Source organism: Pseudomonas sp. P4_C4, assembly GCF_056402055.1.
In genome coordinates this window covers 81,877-98,572 of record NZ_JBFUID010000010.1, presented here as the reverse complement: position 1 = coordinate 98,572, position 16,696 = coordinate 81,877, and the positions used below count along the sequence as shown (strand labels likewise).

Genomic DNA, 16,696 nt, shown 5'->3' with positions numbered 1-16,696 from the left:
ACTAAGGACTGCCTGTGACTGGCTTGTTTATTACTCTGGAAGGCCCGGAAGGCGCCGGCAAGAGCACCAACCGCGAATACCTGGCCGAGCGCTTGCGCGCCGCCGGCATCGAGGTGGTGCTGACCCGCGAGCCGGGTGGCACGCCGTTGGCCGAGCGCATCCGTGAAGTACTGCTGGCCCCGGTCGACGAAGTCATGAGCCCGGACGCCGAGTTGCTGCTGGTGTTCGCGGCGCGTGCCCAGCACCTGGCCGAGGTGATTCGCCCGGCGCTGGCCCGCGGTGCCGTGGTCTTGTGTGATCGTTTTACCGATTCGACATACGCCTACCAGGGCGGCGGCCGTGGCTTGTCGCTGGAGCGCATCGCGACCCTGGAAACCTTCGTTCAGGGTGAACTGCGTCCGGACCTGACGCTGATTTTCGATCTGCCTGTCGAGGTCGGTCTGGCCCGCGCCAGTGCCCGCGGTCGTCTGGATCGCTTCGAGCTCGAAGGCCGGACCTTTTTCGATGCCGTACGCAGTGCCTTCCTCAAGCGCGCCGAGGCGGATCCGGCGCGTTATGTGCTGGTCGATGCGGCCCAACCGTTGGCACAGGTTCAGCAATCGCTGGATGCCTTGCTGCCGCGCCTGCTGGAGTTGAACCGTGGCTGAGGCCTATCCGTGGCAGGAAAACCTTTGGCAGCACCTGGCTGGTCGCGCCCAGCATGCGCATGCCTACCTGCTGCATGGCCCGGCCGGGATCGGCAAGCGGGCACTGGCCGAGCGCCTGATGGCCAGCTTGCTGTGCCAGCGCCCGAACGCGCTGCAAGCCTGCGGTGAATGCAAATCCTGTCTGCTGCTCAAGGCTGGCAGCCACCCGGATAACTACATCCTGGAACCGGAAGAAGCCGACAAGGCGATCAAGGTCGATCAGGTTCGCGACCTGGTCGGTTTCGTGGTGCAGACTGCGCAGTTGGGCGGGCGCAAAGTGGTGCTGATCGAACCAGCCGAGTCGATGAACATCAACGCCGCCAACGCCTTGCTCAAAAGCCTTGAAGAACCGTCCGGCGATACAGTGTTGTTGCTGGTCAGCCATCAGCCGAGCCGTTTATTGCCAACCATCAAGAGTCGCTGCGTGCAGCAGGCCTGTCCGCTGCCGGGCGAGACCATGAGCTTGAAGTGGCTGGCCCAGGCGTTGCCGGAGTGTTCCGAAGAAGAGCGCGTCGAACTGCTGACACTGGCCGCCGGTTCGCCACTGGCGGCGGTCAATCTTCAGGCCCAGGGCGTGCGTGAGCAACGCATGCAAGTGGTGGAAGGGGTGAAAAAACTCCTCAAGCAACAGCAGTCGCCGACGCAACTGGCCGAAGAGTGGAAAAACATTCCGATGTTGCGCCTGTTCGATTGGTTCTGCGATTGGTCGAGCCTGATCCTGCGCTATCAGTTGACCCAGGACGAAGCTGGCCTGGGCCTTGCCGACATGCGCAAGGTCGTGCAATACCTGGCGCAGAAAAGCGCCCAGGGCAAAGTCCTCGATATTCAGGACTGGATTCTCGCCCAGCGACAGAAAGTCTTGAGCAAGGCCAACCTCAATCCGGCCTTGCTACTGGAGGCATTGCTGGTGCAATGGGCGTCGTTGCCTGGCCAAAGATGACTGTCCGCGCCTAGACTCCGAGTATCAGAACATCCGCCCGTCCCACCCATTCGATACAAGTTGCAGCCCTTTTATGCTCGTAGATTCCCATTGTCACCTTGATCGCCTCGACCTGGCCGCCCACGGCGGCTCCCTGGATGCCGCCCTGGAGGCTGCCCGACAGCGCGGGGTAGGGCACTTTCTGTGTATCGGTGTCAGCGCGGACAACGCGGCCGACGTCAAAGCCCTGGCCGAACGTTATGACGACGTCGACTGCTCGGTGGGCGTGCACCCTCTGGATGTGCAGCCGGGGGCCGCGCCGGCGCTGGACTGGCTGTTGCAGGAGCTCAATCACCCGCGGGTGGTCGCCATCGGCGAAACCGGCCTGGATTACCACTACGAGCCGGAAGCGGCGCAGTTGCAGCAGGAATCCTTTCGCCTGCACCTGCAAGCGGCGCAGCAGACCGGCAAACCGGTGATCATCCACACCCGTGGGGCCCGCACCGATACCCTGGACTTGTTGCGTGAAGCGGCCTTGCCCCAGGCAGGCGTATTGCATTGCTTTACCGAAGACTGGGAAATGGCGAAGGCTGCACTGGACATGGGCTATTATATTTCCCTGTCCGGGATTGTCACTTTCCGCAATGCCGATGCGTTGCGTGATGTGGCCAGCAAGGTGCCGGCCGACCGATTGCTGGTGGAAACCGACTCGCCGTACCTGGCGCCGATTCCCCATCGCGGCAAGCCAAACCTGCCGCAGTACGTGCGTGAAGTTGCGGAATTTCTGGCAATGTTGCGTGGTGAGCCCTACGAGCGGTTTGCCGAGCAGACCACTGAGAACTTCAAGCGGTTGTTTCCGTTGGCGCATGTGAAATCAGTTTAGGGTTCGAAGCCGCTTTCGCGAGCAGGCTCGCTCCCACAAGGTTAAATCGCAGGCAAAAAAAACCCGGGTTCTGGGGGGTGAATCCGGGTTAAGACCATTAGGAGTAAAACAATGGTACGCGGTCCGTCGGTACCAATATCGGCGTGACACTTGGGGGAGATGCCCCGCCGACAGTTCAAGTATTGATCAGGATTGCGCCTAGTCCAGTTTGCGGGTCAGGGTTTTTAAACAAATTTGGAATACGTGCGCTTCGGAAGAGTTCTCATCACCCTGTAAACGTGCGCAGAATGACCAGAAAGCGCAGATATGGTCGGATGATCCGTGCATTTTGGCGCAAGTTAGGCATAATACGCGGCTTCGAATTTTGACCCCGACAGACCTTTTCTTATGCATAAAGAACCTCGTAAGGTCCGTGAATTTCGTCGCCGCGAGCAGGAAATTCTCGATACCGCGCTCAAGCTGTTCCTCGAACAAGGTGAAGACAGTGTCACCGTCGAGATGATTGCTGATGCCGTCGGTATCGGCAAAGGCACGATCTACAAGCACTTCAAGTCCAAGGCGGAAATCTATCTGCGCCTGATGCTCGACTACGAGCGCGATTTGAACACACTGCTGCATTCGGCCGATGTCGACAAGGACAAGGAAGCCTTGTCCCGGGCGTACTTCGAATTCCGCATGCGCGATCCACAACGCTATCGCCTGTTCGACCGCCTCGAAGAGAAAGTGGTCAAGGGCAACCAGGTGCCGGAGATGATCGAGGAACTGCACAAGATCCGTGCCTCGAACTTCGAACGCCTGACCCTGCTGATCAAAGGCCGGATCAGTGAAGGCAAGCTGGAAGATGTACCGCCTTACTTCCATTACTGCGCGGCCTGGGCGTTGGTGCACGGTGCTGTCGCGCTGTACCACTCGCCGTTCTGGAGCAACGTGCTGGAAGATCAGGAAGGTTTCTTCCAGTTCCTGATGGACATCGGCGTGCGCATGGGCAACAAGCGCAAGCGTGACACCGACACGCCCGGCAGCTGAGCCATTCAGTTGCCTTATTGCGCCATGATTTCGCTACTTGGCGCAGTGCCGCAGGAATATACTCAGGTAGAGGACTTGCTAAAACTTGATTTCTGGGTCAAGTTTTAGCGGCCCGATATTCTTCCGCCGGAGTGACCATGATCGTTGACCGTCAAGGCAGGCGTTTTCGCAACTTGCGAATCAGTCTGACCTCAGCCTGCAATTACGCCTGTACCTACTGTGTGCCCAACGGCAAGCGGCTGGTGGCTGCGCAGGATGAGTTGTCGGCCGAAGCCATGGCGCGCGGTGTGGCTTATCTGATTGAAGCGGCGGGGATCGAGCGTCTGCGCATTACCGGCGGCGAGCCGCTGGTCAGCCCGAAACTCGAAGCGTTCATGACGGCGGTCGGGCAGATGGGCCTGGAAGATATCAGCCTGACTACCAATGGCCAGTTGCTGGCGAAGAAACTGCCACTGCTGGTGAACGCCGGCATTCGGCGCCTCAACGTTTCCCTCGATACTCTCGACGCCAATGCGTTCCGCACCATTGCCCGGGGCGGCGACCTGGCCACCGTGCTCGACGGCATGAACGAGGCCAGTGCGGCCGGCATGAAGATCAAGGTCAACATGGTACCGCTGCGCGGGCAGAACCTTGATCAGGTGATGCCGCTGCTCGACTACTGCCTGGAGCGCGGTTATGAACTGCGCTTCATCGAGCTGATGCGCATGGGCCACCTGGCCAACGATTCCAATGCTTTTCTGCAACAGTTCGTCAGCCTCCAGCAATTGCTGAGCCTGATCGGCGAGCGCTACGAGTATCTGCAGGCCGATGCCCCGGTCGATGCGACGGCCGTTCGCTATGAAATTCCCGGCCTGGGTTATTTCGGCGTGATCGCCAATGAAAGTGTGCCTTTCTGCCGTACCTGTTCACGCTTGCGTTTATCCTCCACCGGGTGGCTGCATGGCTGCCTGTCGTCGAGTAATCGCCATTACATCGGCGACCTGCTGGACAAGCCGCGCCACCAGGCGCTGCCGGCCTTGCAGAGGCTTCTGGTGAAGGCCTTGGGGGACAAGCAGGAAGTGGCGTTCTCTGGTGGCGCGACTGTCATGAAGATTATCGGCGGTTGAACCGGCCTCATCGCGGGCAAGCCACGCTCCCACAAGGTTTTGCGTAAATCCTTGTAGGAGCGAGCTTGCTCGCGATGGCTATAGATAAGTCAACAATGCTCATGAGCTGGCGCAAAAGCTGCATCCTACGGCCATTCGCCGGTTTTCCGACACCGGCCTCTGGGAGGATAGGATGCGTAGCCTGGTTTTGCTGCTGGCCGTTTTGGCACTTGGTGGCTGCATGAACGTCAGCGATATGGCCGAAGGGACTCGTTACCATATGAGCGATGCGGGGTTACTCGATCACAGCGACAGTCGTCGCGTAAACAATCTGCGCATTCAGCCGGACTCGTTCGTCTACATCGCCCAGGGCGCTTTCATGCCTGCGGGCAGCTCCGTTTACCCACGGCCCAACGTGATTGCCGAAGTCGCGTTCGATGGCTTCGTCGAATACTTCCCGATGGTCCGCCGTGCCCGTACGCCCCAAGGCCTCGACCATGCCATGGGCGAAGCCCGTGCCGCCGGTGCGCACTATCTGCTCTACACCCGATTTGCCAAGTCTGACGACCGTATCGGCAACTCGGACGAGTGGCTGGATCAGGAAGCCCTGGATCGTCTCGGCATCGACAGCGGTATGATTCAGATCATGTTGATCGAGACCAGCACCCAGTATTTGATTGATACTGCGACCATCAAGAGTCGTGGCGGTTTACTGACGTTCCACGATAAAAAACCCGAAGACCTGATGGGCCCGCCGCTGGAACAATATGCGCGCAGCCTGCTGGGGCTCAGCGACCAGTAATTTCAAGGAGAACACCATGAGTGGCCCGCAAAAAGCCAACGACCTGCTGGGGCAAATCCCCAAGACCAAAGGCTTGCCGCCGGTGCACCTGTGGAATCCCGATTTCTGCGGCGACATCGACATGCGCATCGCCCGCGACGGCACCTGGTATTACCTGGGCACGCCGATCGGGCGCAAGCCGATGGTCAAGCTGTTCTCCACCATCATTCGCCGCGACGGCGATGATTATTTCCTGATCACGCCGGTCGAAAAGGTCGGCATCAAGGTCGCCGATGCGCCGTTCGTGGCGATTGCGGTGGACGTGGAAGGCGAGGGCGAGGCGCAGGTGTTGCGCTTTACCACCAACGTCGATGAAACCACCGAGGCCGGTGCCGAGCATCCGATGCGCGTGGTCATCGATCCGGTAACGCAGGAACCGGCCCCTTATGTGCATGTGCGCAGCAATCTTGAAGCCTTGATCCATCGCAACGTGTTCTATCAATTGGTGGAGCTGGCGGTGAGCCGCGAGATCGACGGCCAGCGCTGGCTCGGTGTCTGGAGTGGCGGCGAGTTCTTCCCCATCGGTCTTGAGCCTTGAAAAGATCGCAGCCTGCGGCAGCTCCTACAGGAGTCCACATTTCCCTGTAGGAGCTGCCGCAGGCTGCGATCTTTTTTATTTGACATCCAATCGTATGATGATTAGCGTGAGCTTCCATCACATACGGCTTTGAGGTGTCCATGTCCAGCAGCTTTCATGCTTCGACCGTTGATTGGCTGGGATGCTGGCTCGCCACGGGGCAGGTCAAGCCGGGTGAGTCACTCAAGGTCGAAGCCGACCTCGGCGAACAACTTGGTGTAAGCCGCACGGTCATCCGTGAAGCCATCAAGACCCTGGTTGCCAAAGGCATGCTCGAAGTCGGCCCGAAGGTCGGCACGCGGGTGTTGCCGGTGCGGCGCTGGAACCTCTTCGATCCACAAGTCGTCGGCTGGTTGTCGCGCAGCGGCTTGCCGGAAAACTTCGTCGACGATCTGCTCGACCTGCGCCGTACCATCGAACCGATGGCCGTGCGCTGGGCCTGCGAGCGTGCAACCGGCGAACAGGTGAACGCGATCCTGCTGGCCTGCAACGCGCTGGAACAGGCTGTGGACAGCGGCATCGATTACAACCGTGCCGACCAGCTCTTCCACGAGTGCATCCTCGCTGCCAGCCACAATCAATTCATCGAGCAAATGGTTCCCGCTCTCGGCGCGTTGCTGGCGGTGGCCTTTGAAGTGTCCGCCGCCGACCCGGATGAACTGCGCCGCACCTTGCCGATTCACCGGGACCTGGCCGAGGCTATCGCGGCCCGTGATACCGCCCGGGGTGTCTGGGCCTGCATGACCCTGATCGATAACGCGGACCTGGCGATCAAACGCTACTACCCGCAAGTCATGGCCGATAAAAAGGCCAGCTGACAACGAAAATCCCCACATGAAAACAAGAACCCTGCAGGAGGTTTCATGACTTTGACGGCGGTTACCGGGCATCGGGCGAAACTGGGTGAAGGCCCGTTCTGGGATGCGCCGACCCAGGCGCTGTATTGGGTGGATATCGCGGGTAAACAGGCGTTGCGGTTGATCGGCTCCAATGTGCAGATCTGGCAGATGCCGGAGCATGTGTCGTCCTTCATTCCCTGCGAAAGCGGCGATGCGCTGGTGACATTGAGCAGTGGGGTTTATCGGCTCGATCTCGACTCTCCTGGCCTGGAACCGCGCCTGACATTGTTCTGCGTGGCCGATCCGCAACCGGGCAACCGCCCCAACGAAGCCCGCTGCGACGCCCAGGGCCAGCTCTGGCTCGGCACCATGCAAAACAACATCGGAGAACACGGTGAAGACCTGCCCATCGTCCGCCGTTCCGGTGGACTGTTGCGCATCGATCGCGCCGGGCGGGTCGCGCCGCTGCTGCGTAACCTGGGCATTCCCAACACGCTGTTGTGGAGCGATGACGCCACCACCGTGTATTTCGGCGACAGCCTCGACGGCACCTTGTATCGACATTTCATCCGTACCGACGGAGCCCTCGATGCGCCGCAGCTCTGGTTTGGTCCGCACGAACGTGGCGGCCCGGACGGTTCGGCGATGGATGCCGAAGGTTTTATCTGGAATGCCCGTTGGGACGGCAGCTGCCTGCTCAGGTTGAGCCCTGGCGGCAAAGTCGATCGGATCATCGAATTGCCGATCAGTCGTCCCACCAGTTGCGTGTTTGGTGGTGCAGACCTGAAAACCCTGTACATCACCAGCGCAGCCAGTCCGCTGGGCCATCCGTTGGATGGGGCCGTGTTGTCGATTCCAGTGGATGTGCCTGGAAAGCAATGCACGCGTTTTGCTGGGTAAATCCCATAGTATGGGATGCAAATATATATATTGAGATTTGTCGCGGGCCGGGTTTATAGTCGGCCTCACCAGTTACATGCACTCACACTCAAAAAAACAAAACAGGTGAAGTGATGCAGCGAAGTTCCCCCGTGCTCCCTTGCGGAGCCTGTGCCTCAGAGCGTTTCCGAGCTGAAACGTTTTCGCACTCACCTGTTTCCTACCCAGCGCCTTTTGACCGGACATCGACAGATGCCCGGTTTTCGTCGTGTCTTCGAACAGGAGTCTTGATCCATGGCTGAACCACTGTCATTGCCACCGGTGCCCGAACCGCCCAAGGGCGAACGCCTGAAAAACAAGGTCGTGTTGCTGACCGGTGCCGCCCAGGGTATCGGCGAAGCGATTGTGGCGACCTTCGCGTCCCAGCAGGCCAGGCTGATCATCAGTGACATTCAGGCCGAGAAAGTCGAGAAAGTCGCAGCACATTGGCGAGACAAAGGCGCCGATGTGGTGGCGATCAAGGCCGACGTGTCGCGTCAACAGGATCTGCACGCCATGGCCCGGCTGGCGATTGACCTGCATGGCCGGATCGACGTGCTGGTCAACTGCGCCGGGGTCAACGTATTCCGTGACCCGCTGGAAATGACCGAAGAAGACTGGCATCGCTGCTTTGCCATCGACCTCGATGGCGCCTGGTACGGTTGCAAGGCGGTGCTGCCACAGATGATCGAGCAGGGCATCGGCAGCATCATCAACATTGCCTCCACCCATTCCTCCCACATCATTCCGGGCTGCTTTCCGTACCCGGTGGCCAAGCATGGCCTGCTCGGCCTGACCCGCGCGCTGGGCATCGAATATGCGGCCAAGGGCATCCGCGTCAATGCCATCGCGCCGGGCTATATCGAAACCCAGATCAACATCGATTACTGGAACGGTTTCGCCGACCCCCACGCCGAACGCCAACGCGCGTTTGACCTGCACCCGCCGCGTCGCATCGGTCAGCCGATCGAAGTGGCAATGACCGCCGTGTTCCTGGCCAGCGATGAAGCGCCGTTCATCAATGCCTCGTGCATCACTATCGATGGCGGGCGCTCGGTGATGTACCACGACTGAGTCATCGGGCTTTCAGGCGCATTACTACGTCTGAAATACAATCATCATACGATATGACTATTGGCAGTACGGTTTTACCGTCCTTTGTTTACAAAGAACGCTTTCAAAGAACGCTCAAGAACAATAACAAGGAGTCAGCTTATGAATCGTCGTCATGCTATCCGTTCCCTTTGCTGTGCCGCGTTGGCGGTCTCGGCGGTCAGCCTGAGCAGCACGCTGCTGGCGGCCGAGCAAGTGAAAATCGGTTTTCTGGTCAAGCAAGCGGAAGAACCCTGGTTCCAGACCGAATGGGCCTTTGCCGAAAAGGCCGGGAAAGAGAAGGGCTTCACCCTGATCAAGATCGCCGTGCCGGACGGTGAGAAAACCCTTTCTGCCATCGACAGCCTCGCGGCCAACGGCGCCAAAGGCTTCGTGATCTGCCCGCCGGACGTGTCCCTGGGACCTGCGATCATGGCCAAGGCCAAACTCAACGGGCTGAAGGTGATTGCCGTCGATGACCGTTTCGTCGATGCCAGCGGCAAGTTCATGGAGGATGTGCCGTACCTCGGCATGGCCGCGTTCGAAGTCGGCCAGAAGCAGGGCAATGCCATGGCCACCGAGGCGAAGAAGCGCGGCTGGGACTGGAAAGACACCTATGCGGTGATCAACACCTACAACGAACTCGACACTGGCAAGAAGCGCACCGACGGCTCGGTCAAGGCACTCGAAGACGCCGGCATGCCGAAAGACCACATCCTGTTCGCGGCCCTCAAGACCCTCGACGTACCAGGCAGCATGGACGCCACCAACTCCGCCCTGGTGAAACTGCCGGGTGCGGCGAAGAACCTGATCATTGGTGGCATGAACGACAACACCGTCCTCGGCGGCGTGCGCGCCACCGAGAGCGCCGGTTTCGCTGCGGCCAACGTGATCGGCATCGGTATCAACGGTACCGACGCCATCGGCGAGCTGAAGAAACCCGACAGCGGCTTCTACGGCTCGATGCTGCCAAGCCCGCACATCGAGGGCTACAACACCGCGAGCATGATGTACGAGTGGGTCACCACCGGCACTGAACCGGCGAAATTCACCGCCATGGACGACGTGACGCTGATCACCCGCGACAACTTCAAGCAGGAACTGGAAAAGATCGGCCTGTGGAACTGACGACCGTTTGATTTCAGCGGCGGCCTCGGCGACGGGGCTGCCTGACCGGTTTGAAGAGGTGGGTTATGCACGCGCAAACAAATACACAACAACACAGCGGCAGCTTGCGCTTCAACGGGATCGGCAAGACCTTTCCCGGTGTGAAGGCGCTGGACAACATCAGCTTCGTCGCCCATCCGGGGCAGGTTCATGCCTTGATGGGCGAGAACGGTGCCGGCAAGTCGACGCTGCTGAAAATCCTCGGCGGGGCCTATACGCCCAGCAGCGGTGCCTTGCAGATCGGCGAGCGGGCGATGGACTTCAAGTCCACCGCCGACAGCATCGGCAGTGGCGTCGCGGTGATCCATCAGGAGCTGCATCTGGTGCCGGAAATGACCGTGGCGGAGAACCTGTTTCTCGGGCATCTGCCGGCCAGTTTCGGCTTGATCAACCGCGGTGCCCTGCGCCAGCAGGCACTGGCCTGTCTCAAAGGCCTGGCCGATGAAATCGACCCGCAAGAGAAAGTCGGGCGCCTGTCCCTCGGCCAGCGGCAATTGGTGGAAATCGCCAAGGCTTTGTCCCGTGGCGCCCATGTGATTGCCTTCGACGAACCCACCAGCAGCCTTTCGGCGCGGGAGATCGAGCGCTTGATGGCGATCATCGGCCGGCTGCGGGACGAGGGCAAAGTGGTGCTCTACGTGTCCCATCGCATGGAAGAGGTGTTTCGCATTTGTGATGCTGTGACGGTGTTCAAGGACGGGCGATACGTGCGCACGTTCGAGGACATGGGCCAGTTGACCCACGATCAACTGGTCACCTGCATGGTCGGTCGTGACATTCAGGACATCTACGATTACCGCCCCCGTCAGCGCGGCGCCGTGGCGCTCAAGGTCGACGGTTTGCTTGGGCCGGGGTTGCGTGAGCCGGTGAGTTTCGAGGTGCACAAGGGCGAAATCCTCGGGCTGTTCGGGCTGGTCGGTGCCGGTCGCACCGAGCTGTTGCGCTTGCTCAGCGGCCTGGCGCGCCACAGCGCCGGACAGCTGAAACTTCGTGGCCATGAACTGAAGCTGCGTTCACCCCGGGACGCGATTGCCGCCGGGGTCCTGTTGTGCCCCGAGGACCGCAAGAAGGAAGGCATCCTGCCGCTGGCCAGCGTCGCCGAGAACATCAACATCAGCGCCCGCGGCGCCAACTCCACCTTCGGTTGCCTGTTGCGCGGGCTGTGGGAGAAGGACAACGCCGACCAGCAGATCAAGGCGCTCAAGGTGAAAACGCCCCACGCCGGGCAGCAGATCAGGTTTCTTTCCGGCGGTAACCAGCAGAAGGCCATTCTCGGCCGCTGGCTGTCGATGCCGATGAAAGTGCTGCTGCTCGACGAACCCACCCGCGGCATCGACATCGGTGCCAAGGCCGAGATCTACCAGATCATCCATAACCTGGCGGCCGAGGGGATCGCGGTGATTGTGGTGTCCAGTGACTTGATGGAAGTCATGGGTATTTCCGACCGCATCCTGGTGCTGTGCGAAGGCGCCCTGCGTGGCGAGCTGAGCCGCGACCAGGCCAATGAATCCAACCTGCTGCAACTGGCTTTGCCGCGCCAACGCGACGACGGCGTGGCGAACTGAGAGGTGACTATGATGACAACCCAAGACAACACCCTGCCGACCACGCGCAAACCCCTGGATATGCGGCGTTTTCTCGATGACTGGGTAATGCTGCTGGCCGCCGTCGGAATCTTCGTGCTCTGTACCCTGATGATCGACAACTTCCTTTCGCCGCTGAACATGCGTGGCCTGGGCCTGGCGATTTCCACCACCGGGATCGCGGCGTGCACCATGTTGTATTGCCTGGCGTCCGGGCATTTCGACTTGTCGGTGGGCTCTGTGATTGCCTGCGCCGGAGTAGTCGCGGCGGTGGTGATGCGCGACACCGACAGCGTGTTTCTCGGAGTCTGTGCGGCGCTGGTGATGGGCCTGATCGTCGGGCTGATCAACGGCATCGTGATTGCCAAGCTGCGAGTCAACGCGCTGATCACCACGCTGGCGACCATGCAAATCGTACGCGGCCTGGCCTACATCTTCGCCAACGGTAAAGCGGTGGGGGTGTCCCAGGAATCGTTCTTTGTGTTCGGTAACGGCCAGTTGTTCGGCGTGCCGGTGCCAATCCTGATCACCATCATCTGCTTCCTGTTCTTCGGCTGGCTGCTGAACTACACCACCTACGGGCGCAACACCATGGCCATTGGCGGCAACCAGGAAGCGGCGCTGCTGGCCGGTGTGAATGTCGACCGGACCAAGATCATCATCTTTACCGTGCATGGCGTGATCGGTGCGTTGGCCGGGGTAATCCTGGCATCGCGCATGACCTCCGGACAACCGATGATCGGTCAGGGTTTCGAGCTGACGGTGATCTCGGCCTGCGTGCTGGGCGGGGTGTCGTTGAGTGGCGGGATCGGCATGATCCGGCACGTGATCGCCGGGGTGCTGATTCTGGCGATCATCGAGAATGCGATGAACCTGAAGAACATCGATACGTTTTATCAGTATGTGATTCGGGGTTCGATTCTGCTGTTGGCTGTCGTCATTGACCGCCTGAAACAACGCTGACGCCCATTACACCTGTGGGAGCGAGCTTGCTCGCGATGACGGAATATCAGCCAACATTGATGTTGGATTTGCCGGCCTCATCGTCGGATCGCCGCCCGGAGCACGTTCGCTCCCACAGTTGACCGGGTTGTTCAGACGAACGCGGTCCCCTGTGGGAGCGGGCTTGCCCGCGATGAGGGCATCCGCTTCGACACAAAACAGTTGGTCTTAACCCGCCTTGCGCAACGCCTCGATCAGCTCTTGCTTGCGCATCGAGGACCGCCCGGGAATGTCCTTCGCTCGTGCTTCCTTCCTCAAACTATCGACCGTCTGGGCCTCTCTGGATGCAGCGCTATCGCGTGAGTGCCCCTCACGAGTGGCCACCGCTCGACGCGCCGACTCCTTGCGATTTGCCGACTTTGCACTGGCCGGTTTCTTGCGCCCCGACCCACCGGCCCGTTCGCCGCCACCGGACTGTTTATTCACTGTCGCCCAAGCGCGGGCTTCGGCTTCGTTCTTTGAAAGGCCTTTGCTTTCGTAACTGTCTTCGATGTGTTGCGCCTTGCGTTTTTGCTCGGCCGTGTATTTGGTTTTACTTCCACGAGGCATGGGATTTCTCCTGGCTTCATTACTGGCTCATATTGCTTTCCTCGTCCTCGGTGGTGCTTGAACCGAGGCCACCACTGCCGGGCTTTTTTTTGTCCGGCAGATTAGTCCCGCCCTGACGATCCATGTCATTGCCCTGGGTTCGCGGGTCGGTGCCGGTGGCAGGCGGGAGGTTGTGGTCGATCGTCGTGCCATCGGTGTTCATGCCTGGAGCACTCTGGATCGCCGGTGCCCTGGGCTTTTCAACCGGGTTGGTCGGGCCGGTGCTCGAGCCGATGGTCCCGGCGAACGCGGCAGAAGACAGCAGGGCGGCGAGGGCGAGGGCAGTCAACCTGGACAGGATCATGGTGTTGTCTCCAACGGGTAGAGTCCTTACCTGATTAGTCCGCCTTCGATCCGGATGGGTGCATTGTTAGCGACGAACGGCTCAGGCCTGCTCCAATGCCCTGACCGCTGTGGCTCTACGCCAGATCAAGCGGCCCACGGTGATCATCCAGTTGAGCGCAGCCACCGCCAGCACCGTGAGCAATAGTGTGGCCATGCCTTGCTCGACGATGATTTTCCCTGCCAGCAAGGGAAAGCCGAACACGCCGATGAAGTACGACAGGCTGAACAGCAGCAAGGATTGCGCAGTGGTGCCGTTCGGCGCTTCATTGGCGGCCAGACCGTTGATCACCGAGTAGGTCAGGCCGTAACCGATCCCGAGCATCGCCGCCGCGAGCACGTAGCTGAAGCTGCTGTCGACGACAAAACCGAACATCACGATCGATGCCAGCATCAACCCCGAAAGCACGCACGATGCACGGAATGGATCGCGCTTGACCACGAAACCGGCAACCAGCATGCGGCCGCTGATCGCCGCGCTCATGAAGCCGAGGAAGAACAACGAATAGTCGAGCGAGCGCGCCGCGGCATAACTGGTTTGAAAGCTCGACAGACCACCGAACACGCAGCCGCCGAGACCGACCATGATGATCGGGAATACGGCCCTGGACGACAGCACCTGAGCCGCTGCGCGCCAGGAAATCCGCGACACGCTGCCAGATTGCGCGGGCGCCGGTTTCAGTTGTCGATCCAGGCGCCAGAACAGCAATACGCCGATCAGGCTGGCCAGCGCCGCCAGGTAAAACGCCGCCGTCACCGGATAACCGAGTGCACTCGCCGCGCGACCGAGCAACGGGCCGCTACCGATCCCGGTCATCATGCTGCCCGACAGCAGGGCGAAGTATCTGGCGCGCTGCGCGGGTGTCACCAGACTCGCCACGATGATCGGCCCGAGGGTGTAGAACACGCCCCAGCCCAGGCCCAGCAGCAGCCCGAAAAACAACAGCAGATGACCGAAGCCCGGGGTCAGGGCGAAGCCCAGGCTGGCCGCTACCAGCAATACACCGAACAGCGCCACCGATCGGGCGGCACCGAGCAAGTCGGACAAATGACCGGAAACAATCACCGCCGCAAAGGTGCTGAGCATCGCCGCCGAAATCACACTGCCGGCGTCGTGTTCGTTACCGCCGCGAGAGCCGATCAGCAACGACAGCAAAAACGTCGAACCGTAGGACAACGACAACAGGTAACTGGCGAGGCAAAACAGACCGAACAACTTGCTTGAGACAGGGGGGGTTGCGGTAGACATGACGCGGTTCCTTGACCGGCTAAATGAGCAGCGCATCTATCTAACCACGCACGGCGCGGATGTTAGGTCCGAGGTTATCGATTCCAAGGTTAGTGTTGGCCGGAGTAAAGCATCTGCACTGTTGTGGTGATTCAGCTTTTGTGGCGAGGGAGCTTGCTCCCTCGCCACAAGTACCGCGCCGACTTAGTATGGCGTTTTCCACTTTTGACAAGGCACGTCCATGACGATCGAAATCCGCCCGGCGACCCCCAGTGACGCACCGCAAATCCTCGCGTTCATCACTGAACTGGCCGACTACGAACGTGCCCGCCATGAAGTCATCGCCAGCGTTGCCGATATCGAGCGCAGCCTGTTCAGCGAAGGCGCCACCGCCCATGGCCTGATCTGCCTGCGCGACGGTGCACCCATAGGTTTCGCGGTGTTCTTCTTCAGCTATTCCACCTGGCTGGGCAGCAATTGCCTGTACCTTGAAGACCTCTACATCACCCCGCAACAGCGCGGCGGTGGTGCGGGCAAGACCCTGCTGCGGCATCTGGCGAAAATCGCCTGCGCCAACGACTGCGGTCGTTTCGAGTGGAGCGTGCTGGAGTGGAATACCCCGGCCATCGAATTCTACAAATCCCTGGGCGCGCAGCCGCAGGAGGAGTGGGTTCGGTATCGGATGGATGGAGCGGTGTTGCGGGATTTCGCATCGGGTAACTGAAACTTCTTAAAAGATCGCAGCCTTCGGCAGCTCCTACGCAGGAATTCGCGTTTCCCTGTAGGGGCTGCCGAAGGCTGCGATCTTTTTTTGTATTGTCTCACAATATGGGATTGATATTTATATATTGAGATTTTGCAACACCAGGGTTTATAGTCCCGCTCACTCACTGCCAAAAACCAAAACAGGTGAAGCGATGCAGGCGCAATTGATCGCGCTCGACTGGGGGACAACCTCATTACGTGCTTACAAACTGGCTGAAGGTGGCTTGGTCCTCGAACAGCGTTCGCTGTCGTCGGGGATCATGCAGCTGCCGAAAGCGCCGCGAATCATTGGCGGCCGGGAATGCGCCGATGGTTTTGAACTGGCATTCGATGAGGCTTGCGGTGACTGGCTCGATGCCCAGCCGGATTTGCCGGTGATTGCCTGCGGCATGGTCGGCAGCGCCCAGGGCTGGTGCGAAGCGGCCTACCGCGACACGCCGGCGAACGTCGCCACGCTCGGTACTTCCCTGCAAACCGTGCGCAGCCTGCGCGGCATCGATGTGCACATCGTGCCAGGCGTCATCGAGCGTTCGCCTCTGCCGAACGTGATGCGCGGCGAAGAAACCCAGGTGCTCGGCGTGCTGCAAAACCTGACGAGCGAGGTGGGTGCTGATCTGCTGATCGGCCTGCCGGGCAGCCATTCGAAATGGGTGGAAGTGGCCGACGGCTGCATCGTGCATTTCGATACGTTCATGACCGGCGAAGTCTTCGCCGTGCTCAGCGAGCACAGCATTCTCGGACGCACCCAGCAGCGTGGCGGGTCCTTCGATGGCGATGCGTTTGATCGCGGCGTGCAGGTCGCGTTGTCGGCGGACGGTGAAACCGGTCCGCTGTCGACGATGTTCAGCGCCCGCAGTCTCGGGCTGACCGGCGAATTGAGCGCCACCGCCCAGGCGGACTACCTGTCCGGCCTGTTGATCGGCCACGAGTTGGCAGCCCTGGCCAACGTCCAGCGGCGCCGGCGCAACAGCGTGCACCTGCCTTGGATCATCCTCATCGGCAACACCCAACTCTGTGCCCGCTACAGCCGTGCGCTCGACGCCTGCGGTTTTGCCCGGGTGACCCTGGCCGAACAGGCCACCGAATGCGGATTGTGGCAACTGGCGCTGGCTGCCGGCCTGGTCACGCGCACCGCATCCCGTTAAACCTGACTGG

18 protein-coding genes are annotated in these 16,696 nt (G+C 60.3%); 15 read left to right on the top strand and 3 right to left on the bottom strand.

From position 1 onward, the window contains the following. The first annotated feature begins 14 nt into the window (after positions 1-14). The 13 genes from tmk to araH all read left to right on the top strand — a co-directional run bounded on the left by tmk (position 15) and on the right by araH (position 12,579). Entirely contained in the window at positions 15-647 is a 633-nt protein-coding gene (tmk, locus tag AC1DXW_RS08130) for a dTMP kinase (protein ID WP_477754368.1), read from the top strand. Beyond that, on the top strand, positions 640-1,626 hold the full coding sequence (locus AC1DXW_RS08125; RefSeq protein ID WP_477759906.1) for a DNA polymerase III subunit delta': 987 nt from the start codon (positions 640-642) through the stop codon (positions 1,624-1,626). The genes tmk and AC1DXW_RS08125 overlap by 8 nt, the downstream gene beginning before the upstream one ends. 73 nt (positions 1,627-1,699) lie before the next feature. Further along, entirely contained in the window at positions 1,700-2,488 is a 789-nt protein-coding gene (locus AC1DXW_RS08120; RefSeq protein WP_477754370.1) for a TatD family hydrolase, read from the top strand. Positions 2,489-2,875: 387 nt separating this feature from the next. Further along, the gene (locus tag AC1DXW_RS08115) at positions 2,876-3,514 is read left to right on the top strand and encodes a TetR/AcrR family transcriptional regulator (protein WP_108215361.1); all 639 of its coding nucleotides are present in this window, start codon (positions 2,876-2,878) and stop codon (positions 3,512-3,514) included. Between the two features lie 137 nt (positions 3,515-3,651). Beyond that, entirely contained in the window at positions 3,652-4,620 is a 969-nt protein-coding gene (locus AC1DXW_RS08110) for a GTP 3',8-cyclase MoaA (RefSeq protein ID WP_477753740.1), read from the top strand. A 172-nt stretch (positions 4,621-4,792) separates the two neighbouring features. Further along, positions 4,793-5,401: a DUF4823 domain-containing protein gene (locus AC1DXW_RS08105; protein ID WP_477753739.1), complete on the top strand. Its 609-nt coding sequence runs from the start codon at positions 4,793-4,795 to the stop codon at positions 5,399-5,401. Between the two features lie 16 nt (positions 5,402-5,417). Next, positions 5,418-5,978 (top strand): DUF1285 domain-containing protein, encoded by a 561-nt coding sequence (locus AC1DXW_RS08100; RefSeq protein WP_477753738.1) that lies wholly within the window; start codon positions 5,418-5,420, stop codon positions 5,976-5,978. A gap of 140 nt (positions 5,979-6,118) precedes the next feature. Next, positions 6,119-6,835: a FadR/GntR family transcriptional regulator gene (locus AC1DXW_RS08095; protein WP_477753737.1), complete on the top strand. Its 717-nt coding sequence runs from the start codon at positions 6,119-6,121 to the stop codon at positions 6,833-6,835. Between the two features lie 45 nt (positions 6,836-6,880). Next, entirely contained in the window at positions 6,881-7,756 is an 876-nt protein-coding gene (locus AC1DXW_RS08090; protein ID WP_477753736.1) for an SMP-30/gluconolactonase/LRE family protein, read from the top strand. Positions 7,757-8,029: 273 nt separating this feature from the next. Further along, positions 8,030-8,848 (top strand): SDR family oxidoreductase, encoded by an 819-nt coding sequence (locus AC1DXW_RS08085; RefSeq protein ID WP_477753735.1) that lies wholly within the window; start codon positions 8,030-8,032, stop codon positions 8,846-8,848. A gap of 141 nt (positions 8,849-8,989) precedes the next feature. Continuing rightward, the gene (locus tag AC1DXW_RS08080) at positions 8,990-9,994 is read left to right on the top strand and encodes a substrate-binding domain-containing protein (RefSeq protein ID WP_223459570.1); all 1,005 of its coding nucleotides are present in this window, start codon (positions 8,990-8,992) and stop codon (positions 9,992-9,994) included. Between the two features lie 65 nt (positions 9,995-10,059). Continuing rightward, the gene (gene araG / locus AC1DXW_RS08075) at positions 10,060-11,598 is read left to right on the top strand and encodes an L-arabinose ABC transporter ATP-binding protein AraG (protein ID WP_477759905.1); all 1,539 of its coding nucleotides are present in this window, start codon (positions 10,060-10,062) and stop codon (positions 11,596-11,598) included. Positions 11,599-11,610: 12 nt separating this feature from the next. Beyond that, a complete protein-coding gene (araH, locus tag AC1DXW_RS08070; protein WP_477753733.1) occupies positions 11,611-12,579 on the top strand; it encodes an L-arabinose ABC transporter permease AraH in 969 nt (322 codons plus the stop codon). Positions 12,580-12,786: 207 nt separating this feature from the next. Here araH and AC1DXW_RS08065 read toward each other — a convergent pair whose 3' ends face one another. From AC1DXW_RS08065 to AC1DXW_RS08055, 3 genes are all read right to left on the bottom strand, one after another. Continuing rightward, positions 12,787-13,167: a Rho termination factor N-terminal domain-containing protein gene (locus AC1DXW_RS08065; protein WP_477753732.1), complete on the bottom strand. Its 381-nt coding sequence runs from the start codon at positions 13,165-13,167 to the stop codon at positions 12,787-12,789. A gap of 19 nt (positions 13,168-13,186) precedes the next feature. Then, positions 13,187-13,510 (bottom strand): hypothetical protein, encoded by a 324-nt coding sequence (locus tag AC1DXW_RS08060; protein ID WP_477753731.1) that lies wholly within the window; start codon positions 13,508-13,510, stop codon positions 13,187-13,189. An 81-nt stretch (positions 13,511-13,591) separates the two neighbouring features. Beyond that, a complete protein-coding gene (locus AC1DXW_RS08055; protein ID WP_477759904.1) occupies positions 13,592-14,797 on the bottom strand; it encodes an MFS transporter in 1,206 nt (401 codons plus the stop codon). A 220-nt stretch (positions 14,798-15,017) separates the two neighbouring features. Between AC1DXW_RS08055 and AC1DXW_RS08050 the strand changes: the two genes are divergently transcribed. Both AC1DXW_RS08050 and AC1DXW_RS08045 read left to right on the top strand, forming a co-directional pair. Beyond that, complete coding sequence (locus AC1DXW_RS08050) at positions 15,018-15,500, top strand: N-acetyltransferase family protein (protein ID WP_477759903.1); 483 nt, start codon at positions 15,018-15,020, stop codon at positions 15,498-15,500. A 193-nt stretch (positions 15,501-15,693) separates the two neighbouring features. Continuing rightward, positions 15,694-16,686 (top strand): 2-dehydro-3-deoxygalactonokinase, encoded by a 993-nt coding sequence (locus AC1DXW_RS08045; protein ID WP_477753728.1) that lies wholly within the window; start codon positions 15,694-15,696, stop codon positions 16,684-16,686. Positions 16,687-16,696: the final 10 nt, after the last annotated feature.